The organism is Pseudomonas allokribbensis, from assembly GCF_014863605.1.
In the GTDB taxonomy this organism is placed as follows: Bacteria; Pseudomonadota; Gammaproteobacteria; order Pseudomonadales; family Pseudomonadaceae; genus Aquipseudomonas; species Aquipseudomonas allokribbensis.
On sequence record NZ_CP062252.1, the window covers coordinates 3,904,074 to 3,926,349 of the forward strand.

A 22,276-nucleotide genomic window follows, 5' to 3' on the forward strand; every position below is an offset into this window, starting at 1 on the left:
TCAGGCTTTTGGCGTGTAGAAAGGGTTGCTGATGTGATTGACCACATCTTTGAGCTGTGCGGTTTCCGGCTTGCCAGTCAGGGCGGCGCGGATCGCGGTGCGGCAGGCGTTGTAGTTGTTCAGGTAGACCGCATCGAGGTCATCGCAGGCCGGGTTGACCCAGTTGGCGGTGACGATCGCCCACTCGTCTTCGGCTTCCGGCGGCAGCGTGCCGTCGAGCAACGCTTCGAGCACAGCCTTGGCGATGCCGGCCTGGGAAGCGCCCCAGGTTGCGTTGCCGTGCAGGTCGCTGCCGATGGCAGCCTTGTTGACGTACAACGTCATCGGTTTGACCGGAATGTTCGGCTGGGCGATCACCATGAACGGGCAATGACCCTGGCTCGGCGACGCCAGGCTGTTGGCAAACGCCTGCCCCGCCGGGCCGTTGCGCGGGCCGATCAGGATGTTGATGTGCGCGGCGTTCACGCCCGGGCCTTCGAAACCTTCACCGATGTACAGGTCGAGTTCTTTCATCAGTCATTACTCTTTGCGATGCAGAGGGATTTTTTGGGGTGATCGACAGCTCACGCGGACCGAATGGCCAACGGGATCAATAACGGACGTGGGGAGACGCGAAGGAAGAATCGGGACATGGCTGCAAACGCTCTCTGGTTGTTATTGATGAGCTGTGTTTGCGATTTTTTAACACCGGGTATCGGGGCACCCGTAACCATTAAAAATCATGGGGCAATGACTTTTAGTCATAGCCTTTGGTGGTGGCAAAAAAATCCCGCTCGGGAGCGGGATTTTTCAGACTGCGCGGATTACGCGACGACAGGAATCATCGGATCCGCAGCCGCCAGCGCGATGGCACGGTCAGCGGCCGGCGGGTAAATCCACTGGGTGTTGATCTGGGTCTTGAGCGACTTGCCCTCCTCCTTGACCAGTTTCACCTGACGATCCCAGCCCTCGGTGTACACCGCGCCCCAGGCGCCGAGGTCGAGGCAGGTCACGTATTTCGGCTGACTGTAAGGCGTTGGCTCGACACCCAGAATCTGCGCCGCGACGTTGTTGCCGGCATGTCGGCCGAGGGAAATCGCATGCTGGCAGGTCATCAAGGCGAAATTGCCGATATCGTCGGTGGCCGCATAAGCCACGTCACCGGTGGCGAAGATGTCGTCCTGACCGATGACTTTCAGGTGCGCATCGACATGCAGACGCCCCTGACGGTCGCGCTCGGCAGGAATCTGCTCGGTCAGGGAGCTGGCACGCACGCCGGTGGTCCAGACCACGGTTTTCGCGTCGATGCGTTGGCCGTCCGACAGGGTTACGCCGTTTGCATCGACCGACAGCACCGACACACCCAGTCGCCATTCGACGCCCAACTCCGTGCTCGCTTCGGCAATCGACACACTGATGGCTTCGCCCATGGCCGCGCCAACTTTCTGCCCACGGTCGACGATGATCACTTGAACGTCTGCCTGCTCGCCCAGCACTTCCCGCAGACGTGCCGGCATTTCGGTCGCGGTTTCGATCCCGGTGAAACCGCCGCCGGCGACCACTACGGTGTTGCGCGCCGGGCTGGCAGGCTGATCGGCCAGGGACTTCAGATGGTTTTCCAGGCGAATCGCGGCTTCGATCTGGTCAACGTCGAACGCGTATTGTGCCACGCCCGGGGTGTCCGGCAAGGCCAGACCACTGCCGGAAGCCAGCACCAGTTTGTCGTAGTGAAAAACCTGAGCAGTGCCGTTGGCATCGGTGTAGCCCACGGTTTTGGCGTTCACGTCGATGGTGTTCGCGGCGCCCTTGATGAAGTTGACACCCACCGCATCGAACAGATCGCCCAGCGGCGCGGCCAGTGTGTGGGCATTCGGCTCGTAGAAACGCGGACGCACACGCAGTTCCGCCTGCGGCGCCAGTACGGTTACATCGATGTTGTCTCGATTGTGAATGTCCACCAGACGCGTGGCGCTCAATGCCGTCCACATGCCACCGAAACCTGCGCCGATTACCAGAATGTGCTGTTTCATTGTTGTCTCCAGGCCCAAAGCCAAGTCGTAGAAAGAGGTCAAGAATTCACGTTTATCGGGAGTCGGCACGCTTGTGGCTTCTGCAAGCGCCGAACGTTGCTCACCGGGTAACGGCGACTGTATTGGTCGCCGTTATATCCAACAAGTCAGATTATCCGATCATTCGAATCGAAATTGTCGATAGCTAACAGAGCCCCTACTGACGACACACAAACCATAAAAATCGCCAGACACAGAGAATAAAAGGGCTTTAAGGCAAAGATTCACGCGCTCATCAGATTTGTCCGCCACGAATTACCCTGCTAACATCTGCGACAATTACAGTCGGAGATAGCTATGTCGCTTTACAGTGCGGGCGTCGAGTACGGCATCCATTGCCTGGCGTTTCTGGTGGGCAGCGGCGGTGACAGTCGCGAAGCGAGCGTGCGCGACCTGGCGGACTTGCAAGGGGTGCCGCTGGATTACCTGGCGAAGATCTTCACCAAACTGGCCAAGGGCAAACTGGTGGTGGCGACCGGCGGCGTACGCGGCGGCTTTACGTTGGCGCGCCCGGCGGATGAGATCACCCTGCTCGATATCGTCAACGCCATCGACGGCCCGAAGAACATTTTCGAATGCCGCGACATCCGTGGGCGCTGCGCGCTGTTCGACGGCTCGCCCCCGGAATGGGCCTTGGACGGAACGTGCTCGATTCATGGGGCGATGATGGTTGCGCAAAAGCGCATGGAAGAAGCCCTCGCCCAGCAGACCATTCTCGATATCGCCAGAAAGGTCGGGCGCAAGGCACCGGCGGAGTTCAACAGTCAGGTGGAAAACTGGATACAGGATCGTCGTGACAAGAAGACCGGCGGCTCGGGCATCCCGCTCACCGACATCACCGACTGAGCCATTCCGGCAGGCAGGCGAAAAAAAAGCAGAAACCGGTCACACGGTTTCTGCTTTTTTCATTTCAGCCGCTCTGCCCTCAGAGGCAATCACGCACCGATTTGCGCAACGAGCCGGACTTGGCCCACGGCGGCCCCTGGTACAGCGAAACGCGGCTGCCGTCCTTGTACTTGACGATATCGAGAATCTCGTCGGCGGTGACGATACTCGGCGCCTTGATCCGGTATCCGTTGGAAATCGAAATCTGCGAGGTCTTGGGAATATCCTGCTGCCACAGCGGTAACACACACGCGGCGTAGTCCTTGGGAGCCTTGCCACTGACCTTGCTGAAGTTCGGTTCGCCCGGTACCAGAGAGGCCGGCAATGAACAACCGGCCAACGCTGCCATCAACAGGCCCCCGATCAACATCCGCATATTGAATCCTTCATTTTAAAAAAGGCGAATTTACCTTTTAACTGTTCGAACATCCATCGTGGCGCAATGCTCTGACCCCGAAAACCGGGTTCTGCGGCGCCGCAGCAGACAATTGCTCCGACCAACGGCGACTTGTTCACGCCCGTTCAGCTCACTGACCAGAACCACTTGCCCTGCTCCCGGAAAATGCGGCTACTATTTTCTACCGAGAATGTTCCGGAGGTGATCATGCGGCTCAATGAATACGAACACGAACTTCAACGTGACCTGCAAAGCGTGGCGTCGGATCTGAGATGGTCGGCCGTCGACCTCAAGCGCATTGCCGAGCAGTTGCGCAAATCCGGCAACGAAGCGGATGCGCAAACCGTGCTCAGGTCCTGCGAGGTGCTGCAAAGCGATGAAGAACGTTTGCAACTCTATGCCAGGGAAGTGAAGGCCCGCGCCATCAGCCGAACGAAAGTCCACTGACACCCCACAACAAAAAGCCCCGGACAATCCGGGGCTTTTTCATTGCAGGCCTTCAGCCTGTCTTGCGGCCGTGCGTGCGGCTCTTGTAACCCGGAAGTGCAGCGGCATACGCCAGTGCCTCCTCCCGGCTGGCGAAAGACGCCAGTCGATCACCCTGCGTGCAGACCCGCCACGGGCCGTTGTTCACACTGAGTACGTCGTAGCCGTTCATGTGCATTCTGTTCAGTATCGCCATGCTCATAGGCACCTCCTGTCGACTATCGATAGTCCAACTGCACGTTTTTACCTTACACCGGGTACAACGCCGTGTGCCGACCAGACGTCGCCCCACGTCAGCGTCAAGTGTCTGGCACTTTTGCGCCTTTCGACCACTCAGACATTACGAGCGCGTCTAAACCACGGCACGGCTTGAATATTGCATTTTCATGACCGATTTATGACAACCGGCAATCGGGTAACAAATGAAAGTACGTGCAACCATCATCTGCGAGCAGGATCGACATATTCTCCTGGTGCGCAAACCCCGATGCCGCTGGAATTTGCCGGGGGGCAAGGTCGAGCCCGGGGAGACCAGGGCCGACGCCGCGACGCGAGAACTTGAGGAAGAAACCGGCCTGCTCGCCGATGGCATGCTGTATCTGATGGAGCTGGAGGCTGGCAGCACGCGCCACCACGTCTACGAGGCGTCGGTGCTGAATATTGATGAAGTTCGGCCACAGAACGAGATCATCGATTGCATCTGGCATCCGCTGGACGCGGTGCAGAACCTGAGCATCAGTGAGGCGACCCTGCAAATCGTCCGCGCCTTTCAGCGCCGGCTCTGAGTCAACCGGCGAACGCCCGGCGTCCGGCACTCATTTCAGTGCGCAACTCACCGATGAAGTTGGAGATGTCACGAATGGTGACCAGATGCTCCGGTGACACGCCGTTGAGCAGCAAATCGACACGCCCGCTGTCCGGTTCGTAAACCTTGATCTGCAACAAGCCCTGCCCCGTTTCCGTGCAGTCACAGTAAAGGGGCGAAAAGCCGGATTCGACGATGCGGCAAATGTCGGCAATGGCAAGCATGGGCGGACGCCTCGCAGGCGATGGATCGGTCGATCGATTGAGCATAGATGAGCTTTTTCGACCTTGCGCGAGCGTCCGACCGCAGAAAATGCCAACCGCTTCACATCTTTGCGCGATGCCGATCAGTTGGCGTCGCGGCCCCAGATCCAGTTCCAGACCCCCGGCAGGCGCACCGGATCCGAGCTTTTCTGAACCGTTCGCGCCAGCGCTGCTTTCTCCAGTTGCGCGTGGTCGTCGTAGAACGGTTTATCGGCCAGACGCACCCCTGTGGCAGCGGCACTGTCGAGCAGGATTTGCAGATACTCGCGGGCATGCCGCGCTGTGTAGCGGTTGAGGTCATGGAACGTCACCACCACCGGGATCACCCCGTCCACCGTCGGCAGCTCGCCGAGGGCAATCCGCTCACGCACTTCCGACAGCTGACGCAACATGTTGGCGCGGCGTCTGGGGCTGCCATTGAAGCCCCAGATCTTGCCATCGTTGGCGCTCAGATCCGTAAGCAATACATGCAGGCCGTGTAACTGATAGGCCGCAAACGTACGCTTGTCGTAATTCCAGAATGGCGGGCGCAACAGCACCGCTGGCGCGCCGGTGATCGCGGCGATGTCCGCCGTGCCGTTGGTCAGTGAGGTTTCGAGTTCCTGTGGATCGAGCGATCGGTGGTTGGTGTGCCAGTGGGTGGCGGTGTGAAAACCCAGAATGTGCCCTTCATCGTGTTCGCGATGCATGATCCGCCGGCCGATCTCGCTGTTGCCGGCCCTCGGCGCACGGGTCTGGACGAAAAACACGGCTTTGATGTTGGGCTGCAACGGGTTGTCTTTCAGGCTGTCGAGCACGGTTTCGGTGGGGTTGTAGAAACTCGAAGCACTGGGGCCGTCATCAAAGGTCAGCAGAAACCTGACCGGTGCCTGCGCATCCAGCCGTGATCGGGTTTGCGCGGTCATTTCGATGGGAGCAGCAATGCAACCGGCCAGCCCGGTGATGAGGGTCACAGCGCAGAAAAGCTTGAACCAGTGTTTCATGTTTTGCCTTGAGCCCGACCGTCGCGGTCACGTTGTCGATTGGCAAAACTCCCTCGCCGCTACTGCCTCCCTGCGGCCCACCGAAATGGGCCGAGGTTGGATAAAGATAACAGGGTTTGGTTCCGGCGCTCGCTCAGCGCACCAGTGCCTGCTGGAACGAGGTATCGATGATGCCTGCCGTGGCCAGGGGAGCCGGCAGCGCCTTGACCTTGAACAGGAAATCCGCGGTGCCTTGCAGGTCGGCAGCGGCTTGCTGATCCACCGGACCGACGGTCATGTGCGCCTGGCGCAACCAGTGCCGCGACACTTCTTGATCGAGATTGGCCTTCTTCGCCCACAGGTCCGCGTATTCGTCGGTGTGGCTGTCGACCCAGGCCCGGGCCAGCTTCAGGCGTCCGAGAAAATCGGCGATCGCCTCGCGCTTGCTGTCGATGGATGGCGCGGAAGCCGCGATGGCGCTCAAACCCGGCATCAGGTTTTTCGCGGTCAGAATCGGTCGCGCACCGGAAAACACGATCTGCTGGGAAATGTACGGTTCCCACACCGGAAAGGCATCGATGCTGCCCTGAGGCAACGCGGCGGCGGCATCGATCGGCATCAGTTTGACGAAGTCGACGTAGTTCTCCGGCAGGCCGCCCTGCTCCAGCGCTCGCAGGGTCAACTGCTGGCTCCAGGCACCCGGCCAGTAGGCGACTTTCTTGCCTTTCAGATCCTCGATGGATTTCACCGGCGAATCCTTGGGCACCAGCAGCGCGATGGTGTCCGGGTTCTGCCGCGACACGCCGATCAGTTTCACCGGCGCCTGTTTCGCGGCGAGGAACAGAAAACCCGAGTCGCCGAGAAAGCCCAGGTCCAGCGAGCAGGTCTGCAACGCTTCAGCCAGCGGGGCGGCAGCCTGGAAGTGTTTCCAGTCGACGGTGTAAGGCGCGTCCTTCAAGACGCCGGACGCTTCTACCGAGGCGCGGATGTTGTAGTAATTCTGGTCACCAACGTGCAGGACCACAGGTTCGGCCGCGTAGGTCAGAGGCGATGCAATCATGGCGCTGGTCAACGCAGCACGTAGGAAACGGGAGAGCTTCATGGCGAGTCCTGCAAAGGGGATTTTTATAGACCATAACGCTCTTACAAATCGGATTTGAAATTCGATTAGCGCATAAGCTCAGCACTGTCGATGAGCGCTGTTTGTCTGGCAACAGTGGCGCGGCACAGTGTTTTCCCTGCAACAGTTCAAAACACACAAACCCTCTCGAACCCCCATAAACACGGGGTTCAGGGCATATGGCACAGAGCCTGCAATATTCCATTCATGCAGGAAGCATTCGATAAAAATATCTTTTTGGACATAAGAATCTGTTGCCTTGCCGGAGCGTGCCCATGAAATCCCTATTACCGTTTTCCCGAGTCAAAACGCTGCTCGCGGCCTGCGCAGTAGCCCTGAGTCTGCAACCTCTCGTCCACGCCGCCGAAACGCCGCCCGCTGAAGTGCATCTGGACTATGCCTATTACTCCCCTGTCAGCCTGGCGCTGAAACATTTGGGTTATCTGGAAAAAGCCCTGCCCCAGAGCAAAGTCAGTTGGGTGCTGAGCCAGGGCAGCAACCGCTCGCTGGAATACCTCAACAGCGGTGGCGTGGACTTCGCTTCGTCGGCCAGCCTCGCGGCGGTGCTGAGCCGTGCCAACGGCAGCCCGATCAAATCGGTGTACGTCTACAGCCGCGCCGAGTGGACCGCGCTGGTGGTGCGTAAAGACTCGCCGTACCAGACCGTCGCCGACCTCAAGGGCAAGAAAATCGCCGCCACCAAAGGCACCGATCCGTACCTGTTCACCCTGCGCAGCCTGCAACAGGCCGGTCTGAAAAAGGACGACGTCGAACTGGTGCACCTGCAACACCCGGACGGCCGCACCGCGCTGGAGAAAGGCGATGTCGACGCCTGGGCCGGCCTCGATCCGCACATGGCCGCCAGCCAGGTGCAGGCCGGTTCACGCCTGCTGTACCGCAATCGCGACTTCAACAGCTACGGCGTGGTCAGCGTCACCGAGCAGTACGCCAAGGAACACCCGCAAACCATCGACACCGTGATCAAGGCCTATGAGCAGGCCCGCGAGTGGTCGGTGAAAAACCCGGACGAACTGGCCCAACTGCTCGCCAGCGAATCCGGCCTGCCGCTGGATGTGGCCAAGCTGCAACTGTCGCGCACCGACCTGAGCAGCCCGCAACTCACCGCCAAGGACGTGCTCGCCTCGAAAGCCGCGGCGCCGATTCTGGTCTCCGAAGAACTGGTGCGCCGTGGGGTAAATGTCGATCAGGTGATCGATCAACTGATCGACACCGGTTTCCAGCAAGTCGCCGCCGCCCAGTAACCGATCAGGCTCACAACGAATCCGCGCCCGTCGCGGATTTGTCGTGAGCGGAGAACCGTCCATGAGCAATGACCTGCCCGCCCGCCTGGCCGCGCCGCTGCCGCGCCGACAAACCCTGCCGTTGAATCCGCTTTGGCGGCGGCGCCTCAAAGGGCTGGCCCTGCCGCTGTTGATCGTGATCACCCTGGAGATCATCGTGCGCGTCGGCTGGCTGCCGTCCTATCAGATGCCTGCGCCGAGCGAAGTCGCCCTGACCCTGACTGATCTGGCCGAAGGCGCCTTGTGGAAACACATCGGTGCCAGCCTGATTCGCGTGCTGATCGGGTTTGCCATCGGCGCAAGTCTGGCGCTGGTGTTTGCCGCGTGGGTTGGTCTGAGCCGTGAGGCCGAGGCGTACCTTGAGCCGACCTTCGCCGCCCTGCGTTCAATTCCCAGTCTGGCCTGGGTGCCGCTGTTGCTGTTGTGGCTGGGCATCGACGAGACCTCGAAAATCGTCCTGATCGCCATCGGTGCGTTCTTCCCGGTGTACGTCAACGTGGTCGCGGCGATCCGCAACATCGACCGCAAACTGGTGGAAGTCGGCCACATCTATGGCTTCAGTCGCCTGCAACTGGTGCGCCGGATTCTGCTGCCCGCCGCCCTGCCCGGCCTGTTCACCGGGCTGCGCAGTGGCATGAGCCTGGCGTGGATGTTTCTGGTGGCGGCCGAACTGATCGCGGCAACCAAAGGCCTGGGTTACCTGTTGAGTGACGGGCGCGAAACCTCGCGACCGGACATCGTGCTGGCGGCGATCATTGTATTGGCGCTGCTGGGCAAACTCAGCGATGGCTTGCTCGCCGCCCTCGAACGCCGCTGGCTGGCCTGGCGCGACACCTTCACCGGTCAGGGCAGCAAGGACTGATCCGCACAACTAAGCTGAACCTTCAGGCAGTGTTCGCCGGAGGTTCGGCCGATGTGCGGAAGACTTTCGCAATACCGCGGCATCCACGATTTCGTTGCGGTGCTGAGCATTCCCGATGCGCTGATCAATCACGTCGGCGATGCACCGCTGGCACACTACAACGCGGCGCCCACCACTGCGCTGGCCATTCTTCATCAACACGAACAACGCTTGTACGCCGATAACCTGCGCTGGGGCTGGCGCCCGCACTGGGCCAGGGATCGCGCTGCGCCGATCAATGCACGGGTCGAAAAAGTCGTCCACGGCCCGTTCTTTCGGGCGATCTGGCGTCACCGCCTGATCGTGCCGGTCGACAACTGGTTCGAGTGGGTCGACGGGCCGGACAAGAGCCGCCAACCCTGGCTGATCCATCGGGTCGATCATCAACCGGTTTTCTGCGCCGCCATCGGCCAGTTTCCGACACCCGATGCGCAATCGAGGGAAGACGACGGTTTCGTGATCATCACCGCCGACAGCGAAGGCGGCCTGCTCGATCTGCATGATCGCCGGCCCATCGTGTTGTCCGCCGAGGGGGCGCGGGAATGGCTCGATCCCGCCACGCCCGTGGAGCGCGCCGAGCAAATGTTGCTGTTCGAAGGGTTGGGCAGCAAGGCCTTCGAATGGCACAAAGTCGGCAAAGCTGTCGGCAACTCACGCAATCAGGGCGCGGAATTGATTGAAGTGGTGGCCTAAATATTGTCCGGGGTGACACGTCTATCAAATAGTCGGAAGGTGCGAATCAGATTGATGCCACAGTGCAAGTGAAAACCGTTCGTTACAGTCAGTGTTTCAATCTCGAAACAATCATTGAATCAATCGTTTGATTAAAACCAACCGCCTGTCTGACATTTCAATCGTCATACATACATTTAGTAACACTACAGATAGCATGCGCGCCGCATTTCCTATTGGCATACCAGTTGACCAAAGAGTCAACAAACCGGGAATACCCTACAAACTTACAAGCCTTGCAGAGAACTAAGTTGCGCGACGATTTTGCAATCAAACAGGCCAACGGCCTGGAGTGTATTTATCTGTCCATGACAGAACGCTTTCAACTCGACTGTTTTATCGCCCACTACATAAAGACTCGAAACCTGCGTGACGTACCCGAGATCGACCGCATTCTGCGCACCACTCTCCAACACTATCCCTGCCACCCGCCGGTGATGGTCAACGAGCTGAATGCCTGGATCGACAAGACCTTGGGTTATCGGGCTTCACACCCCGACTTCACACAGCTGGACGATCTTTGATGAAACGAAAAAGCCCCGCAATCGCGGGGCTTTTTCGTAGTAGCGCTCAAGGTTTGAGCGGGCGTTCCTGGTCGCGATCGGACAACTCGCGGCTGTCGTCATGTTTCCAGGTCTGCTCCTTGTGTTTCTCCCGCTCGATCTCTTCTTCGCTCGGTTCTTCATCTTCTTCGGGACGTTTCTGCTCGGTTGCCATGTTCACCTCGCTGCCATAAGTCGTCAGTCATCCTTACAGCGTAGAACAAATTCAGACAGGCAACTTACAACCACCAGCGCAACAGAAAGAAGAACGCCATACTCAATAGCATGCTAAGCAACGTATTACGCGTGTAGATCACTAGTCCGATGGCGACTAAAGAACTCAGCAAATAGGGATTATCCCACTGCAGATTCAGCTGTTTATCCGGCATGAACACGATCGGCCCGCAAATCGCGGTCAACATCCCCGGTACGGCGAAACCCAGAAATTGCCGTGCGTTACTGCTCAAACGAACCGGCAAGCGCGGTTCGAGAAATACGTAGCGGTTGAGGAACACCAGAATCCCCATGCCGAAAATCACTGCCCAGACGATCATGTGCGCTCCCGATACAGCTTGTTGCAGATAAACCCTGCGGTCATTCCCGCCAGTCCCGACAGCACCAGCGCCGAACCCCACTGCCAATAGCTGAACAGCACCGAGCAGAACAGCGACACCGCCACGCAAACCACGGTCGGCACGTTGCGCACCACCGGGGTGATCAGGGCGATGAAGGTCGCGGCAATCGAGAAGTCCAGCCCCAGGTGCTCAAGTCCCGGAATGCTGCTGCCGAGCACGATGCCGGCCAGGGTGAAGAGGTTCCAGGCGATATAGAACGTCAGGCCGACGCCGAGGGCATACCAGCGATTGAACTGCTGACGGTCGTGCTGACTGGTCAGGGCAAACAGTTCATCGGTGAGCAAAAAGCCCAGGCCAATGCGCCAGCGACCCGGCAACGGCGAAATCACATGGCGCATGCTCATGCCGTAAAGCAAATGCTGCGACGTCAGCAGCAGCGTGGTCAGCAATATCGAGAAAATCCCGGCACCGCCCTTGAGCATGCCGATCGCTACCAGTTGCGCAGCACCGGCAAACACGATGCTCGACAGGCCCTGCCCTTGCAGCGGCGTAAGGTTGGCTTCGATCGCCATGGAGCCGGCCAGCAGCCCCCACGGCGCGGTCGCCAGGGATAACGGCATGATCGCCGCGGCTCCGCGAAGAAAGGCACTGCGCGGCATTAATGAGTCAGACATAACGCTCTTCAACCGTGAGACAAGACCCCGGACTCTGCCAGTAAACGCCTTTTCATGGCTTGAACAATCTTGCGCAGTTGCCAGAAATCTCTCAGCCGCGAGCCGCCGACCGGCGTACCATTGCAGCCACTCACATCTTCGTCAGGGAGACGACATGCTGTATCGAATTGCCGCCGACGGGCTGGTGCTGTTTCACCTATCGTTCATTCTGTTCGTGCTGTTTGGCGGGCTGTTGGTGCTCAAGTGGCACCGCGTGGCCTGGCTGCATCTGCCGGCCGCAACCTGGGGCGTGATGGTCGAGGTGTTGCACCTGACCTGCCCGCTGACTTACTGGGAAAACCTGATGCGCCACGCCGCCGGGCAGACCGAGTATGCCGGTGGTTTCATCGAGCATTACGTCTGGCCGATCATCTACCCGGCGGGGCTGACCCCGCAGATTCAACTAGCGCTGGGCAGCGTGGTGCTGGCGATCAACCTGCTGGTATACGGGCGTCTGATCCGTCAGTGGAAACTGCGTCGCGCCGCCCGCATTCCGTTTTAACGCGTTTTCAAGGTTTCCAGCCAGGCCGGATCGAGGCGCGTCTGATCGGTGTCCAGACCGAGCGCCTCCATCCGAGCCTTGTGTGCCTCGACTTCCCGATGCAATTGCGCATGATCGCTGGAGTTGCCGTCCAGTTCATGCATCTGGGTCAGGCCAAGGTGATAGAAACGCAGTACTTTCATCGCCGTCGGATCCCCCTTCTCGACCGCCGCCGTCACCTGATGCATGACGTTGGTGACGCTCATCAGACTGCGCTTGAGCCGCCAGCCATATACCGCCGGGGCCATCCAGGTCTGATGCCAGAAACGCCCGCGCAACAACGCTGCCGTCAACAGAAATGCGCCGAACACCCCGCCGACATTGAACCGCAGGTTATCCCCGCCCGGCTCGCCGAACAGCGCCACCGCCACGGTCGAAAACGCCATCGCCAGCACCAGGAACAGCACCGCGATAATCAGCGTGCTGCGCCGGGTCTGATGGCGATAAGTGATGGCATCGATCGGTTGAATCTCGAACATCGTGACAGGCTTCCATGGCTTGAAATAAAAAGAGGCCGGCGCATTATCGCCTCTGAGGCGGATTTAGCTATGCTGGAGCTCCTTTTCATCTTTTCAGCGTCCAACGGGGACATGGCGATACCACGCAGATCGTGCCATCTTCATTCATGGATACACACTATTCGGATGCCATTGGCCAGGCCGGCAATGACATCGTTTTAAGGATCACTGCATGACCCAACGACACGTAATCAATGCCTCGGTCAGCCCAAAAGGCAGCCTGGAAACCCTTTCCCAACGTGAAGTTCAGCAACTGAGCCAGGCCGGAACCGGCAGCACCTACACCCTCTTCCGCCAGTGCGCCCTGGCAATCCTCAACACCGGCGCCCATGTCGACAACGCGAAAACCATTCTGGAAGCCTACAAAGACTTCGAAATCCGCATCCACCAGCAGGATCGCGGCGTGCGCCTGGAACTGCTGAACGCCCCGGCCGACGCCTTCGTCGACGGCGAAATGATCGCCAGCACCCGGGAAATGCTGTTCAGCGCCCTGCGCGACATCGTCTACACCGAGAACGAACTCGATGCCCTGAGCATCGACCTCAGCACCTCCCAGGGCATCAGCGACTACGTCTTCCACCTGCTGCGCAACGCGCGCACCCTGCGTCCGGGCGTCGAGCCGAAGATCGTCGTGTGCTGGGGCGGCCACTCGATCAACACCGAAGAATACAAATACACCAAGAAAGTCGGCCACGAACTGGGCCTGCGCAGCCTCGACATCTGCACCGGCTGCGGCCCGGGCGTGATGAAAGGCCCGATGAAAGGCGCAACCATCGCCCATGCCAAACAACGCATCCACGGTGGCCGCTATCTGGGCCTGACCGAACCGGGCATCATCGCCGCCGAAGCGCCGAACCCGATCGTCAATGAGCTGGTGATCCTGCCGGACATCGAAAAGCGCCTCGAAGCCTTCGTCCGCGTCGGCCACGGCATCATCATCTTCCCGGGCGGCGCCGGCACCGCCGAAGAGTTCCTGTACCTGCTGGGCATCCTGATGCACCCGGACAACGCCGGCCTGCCGTTCCCGGTGATCCTGACCGGGCCGAAACATGCCGCGCCGTACCTGGAGCAACTGGACGCTTTCGTCACCGCCACCCTCGGCGAGGCAGCGAAACAGCACTACGAAATCATCATCGACGACCCGGCCGAAGTGGCGCGCCAGATGACGGCGGGCCTCAAAGCCGTGAAACAGTTCCGCCGCGAACGCAACGACGCGTTCCACTTCAACTGGCTGCTGAAGATCGACGAAGGCTTCCAGCGTCCGTTCGATCCGACCCACGAAAACATGGCCAACCTCAAGCTGCACCGCGAGCAGCCTCCCCACGAACTGGCGGCCAACCTGCGCCGCGCGTTCTCCGGGATCGTCGCCGGCAACGTCAAGGACAAGGGCATTCGCCTGATCGAGGAACACGGCCCGTATCAGATCCGTGGCGACGCCGCGATCATGCAACCGCTGGACCTGCTGCTCAAAGCCTTCGTCGCCCAGCACCGGATGAAACTGCCGGGCGGCGCGGCGTACGTACCGTGCTATCGCGTGGTTTCCTGACTCGAAGATGTACGTGCCTGAAGCGCAAGGCTTCAGGCACAACTCTCACGCTTCAACGCCTCCTGCCTGCAGACATTCCATCGTAAAAACGGCCTCCGACGAGTGGTGGCCACTTGTCACTCGGCAGGTTTGACAGCCTATTGGCCGTGACTATGATCCACGTGCAGCCAGCACCGTGCTGCATTGCCATGGAGGCAACCTCATGTCCGGATTCACGGATGTCTTTCGTATGCGCTGCGCCAACCGGCGCAAGTTCCGCCTACCCCACTGTCGCGATGTCGTCTGGTAGTCCGCGGCGATTACGTAGCCGTACCTTTTTGAAACCTTGAATGTTCCTGCCTGGACCCGGCGCGTTGTTCGGCGCAGTCGTGCCTGCACGTCCAGAGTTTTTCCTCAGTCATAATGGAGACTGGAAATGACCGAAGCCAATAAACCAAAGGATCCCGGAAATGCTTCCGGTGGCAGAATCGGCGAATTGCTGGACCTTCTGTTCAGTGAGGAGGGCATCGCCATTCCAGGCGATGGCACTGTGCTGGACCTGGTAGCACTGGGCGAACACACGCTCAAGTATCACAAGATGGCCGACCCGCAGCAGCGGCTCTCTACGCCAGTCAAGGGGGGGCCGAGCGAATTCTTTGAAGGCGGTGAACATACAGCGATCGGAGACAGCGTGACGTTGTACTTTTCCGGAAGCGACTCCGGCTCGCCCGCCTGGTCCGTGCCATTGCACCTGCCCAATGGCCTGCAACTCACCTATGGCCAGGTTGTCGCCCTCGGCGGAGATTTCTACGGTATCCCGGACAAGCCTATTTCCGATGGTGCCACGGCCGGCGACCGCATCAAGCGCTTCTCGGCAGCGTTCGACTCGCTGGCAACCCTGCCGGCATCCAAGGCCGAGGCAGGCGAAATCCTGGCGGTGATGCAGGAAGAAATCAAAGCAGCCAATCAAGCGATTCTGGACGGGGTTCAGCCCCATGTTGCATACGACAAACTCGACGACGACCTGTCGAAAAAATGGAATCGGATCACTGGCGGCGGCTACCTTATCCCGCCGTGGATTCCCATGGGCCGCTACCTGAAGCTGGCCGCGACCAACTGGGATCACTTCGGCGACTGGGCCGTGCTGGCCTACAAGGCCGGCCACGCTGCGGCCCTCAATCAGGCAGTGAAGGCTCATGGCACAAAGCAGCGCAAGGATCTGGAACTGGCCTACGCAATGAACGCCTTTGCCGACCACTTCCTTTCCGACCTGTTCTCTGGCGGTCATCTGCGCACGCCGCGCAAGCAGTTGTATGAAAAGGTTACGCCCAGCGATATCGGCTCACTGCTGTCTCGCTCCATGCACGATGAAGACTGCAAGTTCGGTCTCAACGTTTTCAATGCAATGGATGAAAACTGGCACGCCTATGGCGACAAGCGCTACTTCGATACGGTTGATGTCGCCAACCGCAACAATGTCAATACGGTCGTGCAGACCTCGGTGGACGAAATCTTCGAAACCTATATGAATGGGAGTGCACCGAGCGAGGGCCAGTACCAGGCGTTGCTCTATGTGCCCGACCTGAAACAGGTGCAGAACCATCTGAGCACCGCCAACTACTCTGCGCTGTTCGTGGCACAGAACAATACGGTGCTGCGTCGCCAGGACATCAACAATCTCAACGACCGCAACTGGACCGACAACTGGTGGGGGTCAACCACGTTGGCGCTGCTGACCAACGACTACCACCCCAAACCACCGGCCGGCTACCTGAACCCGCCGACTCAAGCTCCCACCATTCAGGCAAACGGCTGGCAGAGCCATACGCCCAGCCCACCGAACTGGGTCGACGGTAACGCGGTGCGCTATGCCTACAGCTTCACCAATGGCCTGAACGAGTCGTACACCGGGCCGTGGTCGGCGTTCGTCACCCTCGAAGGTAGCTACCACCCGTCCGTCACCGTTCCGCTGGACACCAGCGGCAAGTCCACCGCCCGCAACGTCTTCCGTCAGTTCGAGGGCAAGGCGCCAACTCTGGTGGGCAGCGTGGCCAATGGCGAAAGCACCTTCATCGATCAGCAGAACTGACAAGGAGTCAGACATGTCCATCACCATTACGGTAAATCTGGCATCGGGCGAATCGGCCAAAGGCATCGCTCTGGAGTTGCTGTCGGATGGCGTCCCGGTGGCGCGAGCGACGATTGATGACCAGGGACGAGCAGTGTTCAACACGACAGCCACCCATGGACGACTGGCGGTGCGGTTCGATCGCTCGACAGTCGATGAAGCATGAGCAGGGAGCACACAACATGACCAACGTTTCAGTGGTTCCAATAGTCGATACTTCGGCCAGCATGACCGGCTCCGGGTATGTAGCGCAAACGGTCATCGACACCCGCGCGTTCTTGCGTCTGCTCAAGCCGGGCGACAAGGTGGCGGTGGTGGCCTATGACACCAACGCACGCAATGTCTATCCAAACAACAACAGTCTGGCCACGGTCGATCAGGCATTGACCGTGACCAAGAACGCCTCGGATGCAGTGGGCGGACTGTCGTTCAATGGCAACTCCACCGCCATCGGCAGGGGCTTGCAGCAGAGTCGCAATTTTCTTGACGCGGCCGGCGAGCCCCGCGCTTGTATATTGCTGACTGATGGTTACCAGAACGACGGACCTCCGCCATTGGACGTTTTGCCGGGTTACCGGGTGATGGCTTGCGCCATGGGGGCCAACTCGGATCAGCAATTGCTGAAACAGATCGCTTCGCGCACGGGCGGCCAGTTCTTCTATGCGCCGCGCGCGGCGGACATGATGAAGGTCTACAACCAGATTCGTTCGGACACCGCCTCGGCCGCTTTGCTGGTCAACGAACTCAATGACATCCAGCAGAACGATTACCGGTTGATCCCCGCCGTCGTCTCACAACGACCAGGGGGTGCCCAAATGTCGGCGGTGTGGTCGAACACCGAGATCAGCTACACCCGAGGCAGTCCTTCGGGCAATCAGTTGTCAGTCACGCTGGTCGACCCGTCCGGCTCCACCAGTGCGCTGAACCCGACGATCATCGGCGACGGTTTCGTCATCTACAACGTCGACAACCCGGCACCAGGGCAGTGGTACGTCCAGCTCGAGTTCGCCGGAGGCGGGCAGTTGATCAACTGCACCGGCGGCGCATTGCAATATTTCTCGCAGTCCCTCCGGAGCGCAGCAAGCCTGGAACTGAGCATTGACCTACCCACCTTGCACAGCGTCGGTCAGCCTTTACCACTGAACATCCATCTGGATGCAGGCGGTGAAATCCTCAGCAATGTGCGCGCCCACGCTATCGTGCAGCGACCGACCATCAGCCTTGCAGATGCGCTGGTCAAATACGATGCTCAACTTGGCTCGGTGCAACCTGACCCGGCAGACCTGGCCCGCGGCGTACCGTCGGCCAACGCCCGCCTCGCGGCCTTGCGCCAACGATTGCTGCCCGAGCAGGACATCCTCGCTCACCAGCAAGGTGTGGTGCACCTCAAGACCGCCAACAATCTCCCTCTGACCACGTTGATCGATACGCCAGTGGCGGGTTCATACAACGTACAGGTGGTGGTCACTGGCGAGGGCAGCCTGTCTGGACCGTTCCAGCGCAGTCATCTGGTCAGTGTGTTGGTGAACGACGTACGAAGTTAAGTCCGCAGTAACCGTGCAACCGGTCTGGCGCAGGCTGGCCGGTTGTACACTGCCGAATTCTGACACTCTATGTCCGTACAACTCGCTGGTACTACCAAACCGTCCTGCTCTCTGACACAAAAGCCCCGCTGATTCCCCACGACAGCCGTCATGTGGGCGTACTAAGCTGGGCGATTGATTTGTTCAGGGACGATCCATGAAACGTTTTGCCGCCTGCCTGCTGTCTTTTCTGGCCCTGACGGCCAATGCGGCAGATCTGCAACTGCTCACCGACAATCATCCTCCGCTGCATTTCCTTCAGGGCGATCAACTGGTGGGCTTCGGCGTGGATGTGGTGCAGGCCCTGGCCGCGCAGACCGGCGATCGCATTCATCTGCAACAAGTGCCGCTGCTGCGCGCCCTGCGCATGGCCAGCGATACCCCGGACACCGGCGTATTTACTGTCCTGCGCACCGACGCACGCGACGACAGCTACCAATGGGTCGGGCCGTTGATCGAAGTCGAAACCGCGCTGTATGCCCACGACAATTTTCACCCACCGGTACGCAGCCTGCGTGAAGCCGATCACCTGGGCCGGATCACCGTGCCACGCAAATGGCTGGTCTACAGCTATTTGCAGGAACAGGACCTGACCAACCTTTACGGCGTGGAAACCCCGGAACAGATGATGCGTCTGTTCAGTCTCGGGCGGACCGACTTTGTGGTGTCCGACACCTTGTCCAGCGCCGCCCTCGCCCGCGAGCAAGGCATGGAACCGGGGCGTTTGCAGTACCAGTTGCCGTTGATGAAGCAGGACACCTACATCGCGTTCTCCCGACAGACCGACCCCAAACAGGTCGCACGCTGGCAACAGGCACTGGATACGCTGCGCGCCGACGGCCGCCTGGAGAAAATGCGCCAACGCTGGCTGAGCAACACCCTGCCGCGCTGATCACGCATCAACGCCTTTGATAACAACTATCTGAAAAGGTGTTTTTTCTTCTGGCGCCCGTGGCCATAAAGTGGCGGTCATCTTCTTCCCACTTTCTGGTGCACCCATGAAAGACTTCATTGCCCTCGGGTTCATCGTCGCGCTGATCGGCGCCACTTCAGCGATTGCCAACGCCCACGGCAACGGGCACGTCGTAGCCATGACCAGTGTCGGCCAGTCCGGCACATTGAACGTCGACACCGTCGGCCTTGGCAGCGAAGCCACGGACAGCCTGGAGCAGACGCTCTACGTTGCGCAGAACGCCTCCGAGTACGGTTACGACTATTGAGCCACCAGCCGCGCCGCCAACGCCTTGGCCTGCGACGCGACATCGGTCACTGCGGTACTTTCCCACCACATCCCTCTGAGTGGCGGGCCCATCGCGAACAGTCTTTGTGACACTTTCCCCTGAGCATCCAGCACCGCGCCGTCCACCGCCGCCGCAATCCCCAGCGCCAATGGCCCCGGTTGCACCAGCCCACGGGCCAGCAACTGCTGCGGCAAGGGCCGGTCTACCCGGCGCCAGTCATACTCGATACCACTGGAATTGATCAGCGCCGCGCCTTGCACCACGCGCGTTTCACTCCCGCCCCGACGACGGACGCGAATGCCGACACCTCCGCCCGACACCGGTTCAAGACCTTTATAGGACGCGGCGTGAATACGCAGGCGCCCTTCGCGGTGCAGACGCTCGACCAGCTCCGCACTCAGCGGCGGCGAACGATGGTGATGGCTCTCCCACCACGGCCGCACATGCCGCACGAATTGCCGGCGCTGCGCATCGCTCGCCTGGCTCCACAGCCGACCGATGTGCGCGCGCACCGTATCCAGCGGCGCCTGCCAGTCGATGCCTTGGGCGATGGCGACCTGGCAATGCCGGCGCAATTCGCGCAGCAACTGGCGTGGCGTGCGGAGGCTGTGATCCTCGGCGAGAAAGTCCACCCACGCCGGCGGCTGTCGACGCACATGGGGCAACAGTCCGTGCCGGGAAAACACTTCGATCGGCCCGCGATGCCCGGCCTGCTCCAGCGAGACCACGGCATCGACCATGGTCAGGCCCGAGCCGATGATCAACACCGTGGATTGCGGATCGAGCTGGCGCATGGCGCCCACATCCCACGGGTCGAGCGCGGCGGCATTGAGGCCGCTGGACTGCTTTTGCGGCGTACGGGCGGCGGGGAACATGCCGGTGGCGAGCACCGCAAAAGCGCCTTGCAGTCGCTGGCCGTCGCTCAGGGTGAGCTGCACCGAATCAACTGAAGCCTGTACATCAATCACCTCTGCGCGCACGTGCTCGACCGTCGAACCATGCTGCGCGCCCACCTGCTGCGCTTCGGCCAGATGCTGCTGCACATAGACGCCAAACAGGCCCCGTGGCGGAAACAGTTCACTGACTGGCACATGCTGCTGATCCGATTCCGGCCAGCCGCCATCGGCAATGTGATCGGTCAGCCATTGAGTCAGGTCATCGGCATTGTCCGGATCAACGCTCATCCGCGCCGCGTTGCCATTGAGCGTGTGGCCCAGTTCAACCGCGCTGTACGCTTCGCCCCGGCCCAGTTCGGCCCGGGGCTCGATCACCAGAATCCGTCGCTGGCCCGGCAGGCGCAGCAGTTGCACCGCCAGCATCGTGCCGCTGAGGCCGCCACCGACAATCAGGATGTCGGCCGTATCGGTTTGAGTCATGCCGTTCTCGCTGCAGAGGGTTTGCTCAAGTCAGTTTCGTGCAGACGCTGCGAGCGAGTCTAGACAGACGCGACCTTTTTCTCCTGCCGATGCAACTCGCCCAGGTTTCGATAACCGCTGCCCGGATGGACCTGCGGCAATTTCGGTCCTTCGCCAAACAGCTTCTCGCGCAAGGTCCCCGGCGCATATTCGGTCTTGTAGACACCGCGCTTCTGCAACTCCGGCACCAGCAACTCCACGGCGTCGATGAAGGTCTCGTGGGTCAGCGCGTAGGCCAGGTTGAAGCCGTCGACATCGGTTTCGTCGACCCATTCCTGCAACAGGTCCGCCACCGTTTCCGGGCTGCCGACGAACAATGGGCCGAAACCGCCGATGCCGACCCAGTCGGCCAGTTCGTTAGGCGTCCAGACCTTGTTCGGATCCGCCGTGGAAAACGCCTCGACCGCCGACTGAATGGCATTGGTGTGCACATGCTTGAGCGGTTCGTCCGGTTTGAAGCGGCTGAAGTCGATGCCGGTCCAGCCCGAAATCAGCGCCATCGCGCCCTCGTAGCTGACCCAGGATTTGTACTCCTCGAACTTGGCTTTGGCCTTGGCATCGGTTTCGCCGAGAATCACCGTTTGCAGGTTGAAGATCAGAATCTTCGACGGATCGCGCCCTGCCTCGGCAGCGCGGCGGCGAATGTCGGCCACGGTTTTCTTGAGCAGCACTTTCGACGGCGCAGCGACGAAAACGCACTCGGCATGCTCGGCAGCAAACTGCTTGCCCCGGCTGGAAGCGCCCGCCTGATAGAGAACCGGCGTGCGCTGCGGCGACGGTTCGCAGAGGTGAATGCCCGGCACCTGGAAGTGTTTACCGTGGTGGCGGATCTCGTGGATTTTGCTCGGGTCACTGAAAATCCGCCGTTCGCGATCCCGCAGAATCGCGCCCTCTTCCCAACTGCCTTCCCAGAGCTTGTAGCAGACCTCCAGGTATTCCTCGGCGAAGTCGTAGCGCGCGTCGTGTTCAGTCTGGGCTTGCTGACCGATATTCTTCGCACCGCTCTCCAGATAAGAGGTGACGATGTTCCAGCCAGCGCGGCCCTTGGTCAGGTGATCGAGGGTCGAGAGGCGTCGGGCAAATGGATACGGATGCTCGAAGGACAACGAAGCAGTCAGGCCGAAACCCAGGTGCTCGGTCACCAGCGCCATCGGCGGGATCAGTTGCAACGGATCGTTGACCGGCACCTGCGCCGCCTGCCGGATGGCCGCCTCGCCGTTGCCGTTGTACACGTCGTAGATGCCCAGCACGTCGGCGATGAACAGCCCGTCGAACTTGCCGCGTTCGAGGATTTTCGCCAGATCGGTCCAGTACTCCAGATCCTTGTACTGCCAGGAACGATCCCGAGGGTGAGCCCACAGGCCCGGCGACTGGTGGCCGACGCAGTTCATGTCGAAGGCGTTGAGGCGGATTTCACGGGGCATCAGACGGCACTCCCGATTTTCAGGAGGCATTTAGTGGTGTGATTTGAGGTGGTCATGTGAGGCGACTCCGTGGTTTCCGGATGAGGATCCAGAACCCTTAGCAGGAGTCATGCCTGAATATATTTTCGTTATTTATCAATAGATTGAGATAACAACCTAAAGTAGTCTGCA

Annotated in this window: 27 protein-coding genes; 14 read left to right on the plus strand and 13 right to left on the minus strand. The window is 60.0% G+C overall.

From position 1 onward, the window contains the following. Positions 1-513: a formaldehyde-activating enzyme gene (fae, locus tag IF199_RS17670; RefSeq protein WP_075948975.1), complete on the minus strand. Its 513-nt coding sequence runs from the start codon at positions 511-513 to the stop codon at positions 1-3. A gap of 290 nt (positions 514-803) precedes the next feature. Then, positions 804-2,009 carry an NAD(P)/FAD-dependent oxidoreductase gene (locus IF199_RS17675; protein WP_192558257.1) on the minus strand — a complete coding sequence of 402 codons (1,206 nt, stop codon included), beginning with the start codon at positions 2,007-2,009 and terminating at the stop codon, positions 804-806. Positions 2,010-2,345: 336 nt separating this feature from the next. Here IF199_RS17675 and IF199_RS17680 point away from each other — a divergent pair, with 336 nt between their 5' ends. Next, the gene (locus tag IF199_RS17680; RefSeq protein ID WP_192558258.1) at positions 2,346-2,894 is read left to right on the plus strand and encodes an RrF2 family transcriptional regulator; all 549 of its coding nucleotides are present in this window, start codon (positions 2,346-2,348) and stop codon (positions 2,892-2,894) included. Between the two features lie 79 nt (positions 2,895-2,973). Here the strand turns inward: IF199_RS17680 and IF199_RS17685 are convergent, their stop codons facing one another. After that, positions 2,974-3,309: a hypothetical protein gene (locus tag IF199_RS17685; RefSeq protein ID WP_192558259.1), complete on the minus strand. Its 336-nt coding sequence runs from the start codon at positions 3,307-3,309 to the stop codon at positions 2,974-2,976. A 228-nt stretch (positions 3,310-3,537) separates the two neighbouring features. On the opposite strand from IF199_RS17685, the gene IF199_RS17690 reads away from it, so the two are divergent. Beyond that, the gene (locus IF199_RS17690; RefSeq protein WP_065259780.1) at positions 3,538-3,777 is read left to right on the plus strand and encodes a hypothetical protein; all 240 of its coding nucleotides are present in this window, start codon (positions 3,538-3,540) and stop codon (positions 3,775-3,777) included. A 52-nt stretch (positions 3,778-3,829) separates the two neighbouring features. On the opposite strand, the gene IF199_RS17695 is transcribed toward IF199_RS17690, so the two are convergent. Further along, positions 3,830-4,018, minus strand: a complete 189-nt coding sequence (locus tag IF199_RS17695) for a DUF2188 domain-containing protein (RefSeq protein WP_096820121.1) — start codon at positions 4,016-4,018, stop codon at positions 3,830-3,832. 220 nt (positions 4,019-4,238) lie between these two features. Between IF199_RS17695 and IF199_RS17700 the strand changes: the two genes are divergently transcribed. Then, a complete protein-coding gene (locus IF199_RS17700; RefSeq protein WP_096820122.1) occupies positions 4,239-4,601 on the plus strand; it encodes an NUDIX hydrolase in 363 nt (120 codons plus the stop codon). Between the two features lies 1 nt (position 4,602). Here the strand turns inward: IF199_RS17700 and IF199_RS17705 are convergent, their stop codons facing one another. From IF199_RS17705 to IF199_RS17715, 3 genes are all read right to left on the minus strand, one after another. Continuing rightward, positions 4,603-4,845, minus strand: coding sequence for a DUF1652 domain-containing protein (locus IF199_RS17705; protein ID WP_096820123.1), 243 nt, complete (start codon positions 4,843-4,845; stop codon positions 4,603-4,605). A gap of 122 nt (positions 4,846-4,967) precedes the next feature. Next, positions 4,968-5,867 (minus strand): polysaccharide deacetylase family protein, encoded by a 900-nt coding sequence (locus tag IF199_RS17710; protein WP_192558260.1) that lies wholly within the window; start codon positions 5,865-5,867, stop codon positions 4,968-4,970. A 133-nt stretch (positions 5,868-6,000) separates the two neighbouring features. Further along, positions 6,001-6,948, minus strand: coding sequence for an ABC transporter substrate-binding protein (locus IF199_RS17715; RefSeq protein WP_192558261.1), 948 nt, complete (start codon positions 6,946-6,948; stop codon positions 6,001-6,003). 293 nt (positions 6,949-7,241) lie between these two features. Here IF199_RS17715 and IF199_RS17720 point away from each other — a divergent pair, with 293 nt between their 5' ends. From IF199_RS17720 to IF199_RS17735, 4 genes are all read left to right on the plus strand, one after another. Beyond that, positions 7,242-8,228: an aliphatic sulfonate ABC transporter substrate-binding protein gene (locus IF199_RS17720; protein WP_096820126.1), complete on the plus strand. Its 987-nt coding sequence runs from the start codon at positions 7,242-7,244 to the stop codon at positions 8,226-8,228. 61 nt (positions 8,229-8,289) lie between these two features. Then, positions 8,290-9,129, plus strand: coding sequence for an ABC transporter permease (locus tag IF199_RS17725; RefSeq protein WP_192558262.1), 840 nt, complete (start codon positions 8,290-8,292; stop codon positions 9,127-9,129). A gap of 51 nt (positions 9,130-9,180) precedes the next feature. Continuing rightward, positions 9,181-9,861: an SOS response-associated peptidase family protein gene (locus IF199_RS17730; protein WP_192558263.1), complete on the plus strand. Its 681-nt coding sequence runs from the start codon at positions 9,181-9,183 to the stop codon at positions 9,859-9,861. Positions 9,862-10,151: 290 nt separating this feature from the next. Continuing rightward, positions 10,152-10,424, plus strand: a complete 273-nt coding sequence (locus IF199_RS17735) for a hypothetical protein (protein WP_096820129.1) — start codon at positions 10,152-10,154, stop codon at positions 10,422-10,424. Between the two features lie 46 nt (positions 10,425-10,470). Here IF199_RS17735 and IF199_RS17740 read toward each other — a convergent pair whose 3' ends face one another. The 3 genes from IF199_RS17740 to IF199_RS17750 form a co-directional block, all read right to left on the minus strand. Continuing rightward, entirely contained in the window at positions 10,471-10,617 is a 147-nt protein-coding gene (locus tag IF199_RS17740; protein ID WP_169430743.1) for a hypothetical protein, read from the minus strand. Between the two features lie 64 nt (positions 10,618-10,681). Further along, entirely contained in the window at positions 10,682-10,993 is a 312-nt protein-coding gene (locus tag IF199_RS17745; RefSeq protein WP_164872179.1) for an AzlD domain-containing protein, read from the minus strand. Further along, positions 10,993-11,691 carry an AzlC family ABC transporter permease gene (locus tag IF199_RS17750; protein ID WP_045121617.1) on the minus strand — a complete coding sequence of 233 codons (699 nt, stop codon included), beginning with the start codon at positions 11,689-11,691 and terminating at the stop codon, positions 10,993-10,995. The genes IF199_RS17745 and IF199_RS17750 overlap by 1 nt, the downstream gene beginning before the upstream one ends. 154 nt (positions 11,692-11,845) lie before the next feature. Here IF199_RS17750 and IF199_RS17755 point away from each other — a divergent pair, with 154 nt between their 5' ends. Continuing rightward, a complete protein-coding gene (locus tag IF199_RS17755; RefSeq protein ID WP_096820132.1) occupies positions 11,846-12,232 on the plus strand; it encodes a DUF2784 domain-containing protein in 387 nt (128 codons plus the stop codon). Here the strand turns inward: IF199_RS17755 and IF199_RS17760 are convergent. Beyond that, on the minus strand, positions 12,229-12,750 hold the full coding sequence (locus tag IF199_RS17760; protein WP_192558264.1) for a DUF3087 domain-containing protein: 522 nt from the start codon (positions 12,748-12,750) through the stop codon (positions 12,229-12,231). The two genes, IF199_RS17755 and IF199_RS17760, sit on opposite strands and share 4 nt — an antisense overlap. A 211-nt stretch (positions 12,751-12,961) precedes the next feature. On the opposite strand from IF199_RS17760, the gene ppnN reads away from it, so the two are divergent. The 6 genes from ppnN to IF199_RS17790 all read left to right on the plus strand — a co-directional run bounded on the left by ppnN (position 12,962) and on the right by IF199_RS17790 (position 19,245). Beyond that, complete coding sequence (gene ppnN / locus IF199_RS17765) at positions 12,962-14,335, plus strand: nucleotide 5'-monophosphate nucleosidase PpnN (RefSeq protein ID WP_192558265.1); 1,374 nt, start codon at positions 12,962-12,964, stop codon at positions 14,333-14,335. Positions 14,336-14,750: 415 nt separating this feature from the next. Beyond that, positions 14,751-16,403, plus strand: coding sequence for a phospholipase (locus tag IF199_RS17770; RefSeq protein ID WP_096820134.1), 1,653 nt, complete (start codon positions 14,751-14,753; stop codon positions 16,401-16,403). Between the two features lie 13 nt (positions 16,404-16,416). Next, complete coding sequence (locus tag IF199_RS17775) at positions 16,417-16,608, plus strand: hypothetical protein (protein WP_096820135.1); 192 nt, start codon at positions 16,417-16,419, stop codon at positions 16,606-16,608. A 16-nt stretch (positions 16,609-16,624) separates the two neighbouring features. Further along, a complete protein-coding gene (locus IF199_RS17780) occupies positions 16,625-17,986 on the plus strand; it encodes a vWA domain-containing protein (protein WP_176504836.1) in 1,362 nt (453 codons plus the stop codon). 196 nt (positions 17,987-18,182) lie between these two features. After that, positions 18,183-18,917, plus strand: coding sequence for a substrate-binding periplasmic protein (locus IF199_RS17785; RefSeq protein WP_096820137.1), 735 nt, complete (start codon positions 18,183-18,185; stop codon positions 18,915-18,917). Positions 18,918-19,023: 106 nt separating this feature from the next. Next, positions 19,024-19,245, plus strand: coding sequence for a hypothetical protein (locus tag IF199_RS17790; protein ID WP_192558266.1), 222 nt, complete (start codon positions 19,024-19,026; stop codon positions 19,243-19,245). On the opposite strand, the gene IF199_RS17795 is transcribed toward IF199_RS17790, so the two are convergent. Together IF199_RS17795 and IF199_RS17800 are read right to left on the minus strand one after the other, a co-directional pair. Beyond that, complete coding sequence (locus IF199_RS17795) at positions 19,239-20,642, minus strand: FAD/NAD(P)-binding protein (RefSeq protein ID WP_192558267.1); 1,404 nt, start codon at positions 20,640-20,642, stop codon at positions 19,239-19,241. The genes IF199_RS17790 and IF199_RS17795 overlap by 7 nt on opposite strands. 59 nt (positions 20,643-20,701) lie before the next feature. Beyond that, on the minus strand, positions 20,702-22,105 hold the full coding sequence (locus IF199_RS17800; RefSeq protein WP_192558268.1) for an LLM class flavin-dependent oxidoreductase: 1,404 nt from the start codon (positions 22,103-22,105) through the stop codon (positions 20,702-20,704). Positions 22,106-22,276: the final 171 nt, after the last annotated feature.

Coding starts and splice junctions, on each gene's coding strand:
- IF199_RS17715 (WP_192558261.1), bottom strand. CDS start 6,948: ATGAAGCTCTCCCGTTTCCTACGTGCTGCGTTGACCAGCGCCATGATT.
- IF199_RS17790 (WP_192558266.1), top strand. CDS start 19,024: ATGAAAGACTTCATTGCCCTCGGGTTCATCGTCGCGCTGATCGGCGCC.
- IF199_RS17760 (WP_192558264.1), bottom strand. CDS start 12,750: ATGTTCGAGATTCAACCGATCGATGCCATCACTTATCGCCATCAGACC.
- IF199_RS17740 (WP_169430743.1), bottom strand. CDS start 10,617: ATGGCAACCGAGCAGAAACGTCCCGAAGAAGATGAAGAACCGAGCGAA.
- IF199_RS17780 (WP_176504836.1), top strand. CDS start 16,625: ATGACCAACGTTTCAGTGGTTCCAATAGTCGATACTTCGGCCAGCATG.
- IF199_RS17695 (WP_096820121.1), bottom strand. CDS start 4,018: ATGAGCATGGCGATACTGAACAGAATGCACATGAACGGCTACGACGTA.
- IF199_RS17755 (WP_096820132.1), top strand. CDS start 11,846: ATGCTGTATCGAATTGCCGCCGACGGGCTGGTGCTGTTTCACCTATCG.
- ppnN (WP_192558265.1), top strand. CDS start 12,962: ATGACCCAACGACACGTAATCAATGCCTCGGTCAGCCCAAAAGGCAGC.
- IF199_RS17685 (WP_192558259.1), bottom strand. CDS start 3,309: ATGCGGATGTTGATCGGGGGCCTGTTGATGGCAGCGTTGGCCGGTTGT.
- IF199_RS17720 (WP_096820126.1), top strand. CDS start 7,242: ATGAAATCCCTATTACCGTTTTCCCGAGTCAAAACGCTGCTCGCGGCC.
- IF199_RS17775 (WP_096820135.1), top strand. CDS start 16,417: ATGTCCATCACCATTACGGTAAATCTGGCATCGGGCGAATCGGCCAAA.
- IF199_RS17680 (WP_192558258.1), top strand. CDS start 2,346: ATGTCGCTTTACAGTGCGGGCGTCGAGTACGGCATCCATTGCCTGGCG.
- fae (WP_075948975.1), bottom strand. CDS start 513: ATGAAAGAACTCGACCTGTACATCGGTGAAGGTTTCGAAGGCCCGGGC.
- IF199_RS17710 (WP_192558260.1), bottom strand. CDS start 5,867: ATGAAACACTGGTTCAAGCTTTTCTGCGCTGTGACCCTCATCACCGGG.
- IF199_RS17725 (WP_192558262.1), top strand. CDS start 8,290: ATGAGCAATGACCTGCCCGCCCGCCTGGCCGCGCCGCTGCCGCGCCGA.
- IF199_RS17690 (WP_065259780.1), top strand. CDS start 3,538: ATGCGGCTCAATGAATACGAACACGAACTTCAACGTGACCTGCAAAGC.
- IF199_RS17705 (WP_096820123.1), bottom strand. CDS start 4,845: ATGCTTGCCATTGCCGACATTTGCCGCATCGTCGAATCCGGCTTTTCG.
- IF199_RS17800 (WP_192558268.1), bottom strand. CDS start 22,105: ATGCCCCGTGAAATCCGCCTCAACGCCTTCGACATGAACTGCGTCGGC.
- IF199_RS17795 (WP_192558267.1), bottom strand. CDS start 20,642: ATGACTCAAACCGATACGGCCGACATCCTGATTGTCGGTGGCGGCCTC.
- IF199_RS17675 (WP_192558257.1), bottom strand. CDS start 2,009: ATGAAACAGCACATTCTGGTAATCGGCGCAGGTTTCGGTGGCATGTGG.
- IF199_RS17785 (WP_096820137.1), top strand. CDS start 18,183: ATGAAACGTTTTGCCGCCTGCCTGCTGTCTTTTCTGGCCCTGACGGCC.
- IF199_RS17770 (WP_096820134.1), top strand. CDS start 14,751: ATGACCGAAGCCAATAAACCAAAGGATCCCGGAAATGCTTCCGGTGGC.
- IF199_RS17730 (WP_192558263.1), top strand. CDS start 9,181: ATGTGCGGAAGACTTTCGCAATACCGCGGCATCCACGATTTCGTTGCG.
- IF199_RS17700 (WP_096820122.1), top strand. CDS start 4,239: ATGAAAGTACGTGCAACCATCATCTGCGAGCAGGATCGACATATTCTC.
- IF199_RS17750 (WP_045121617.1), bottom strand. CDS start 11,691: ATGTCTGACTCATTAATGCCGCGCAGTGCCTTTCTTCGCGGAGCCGCG.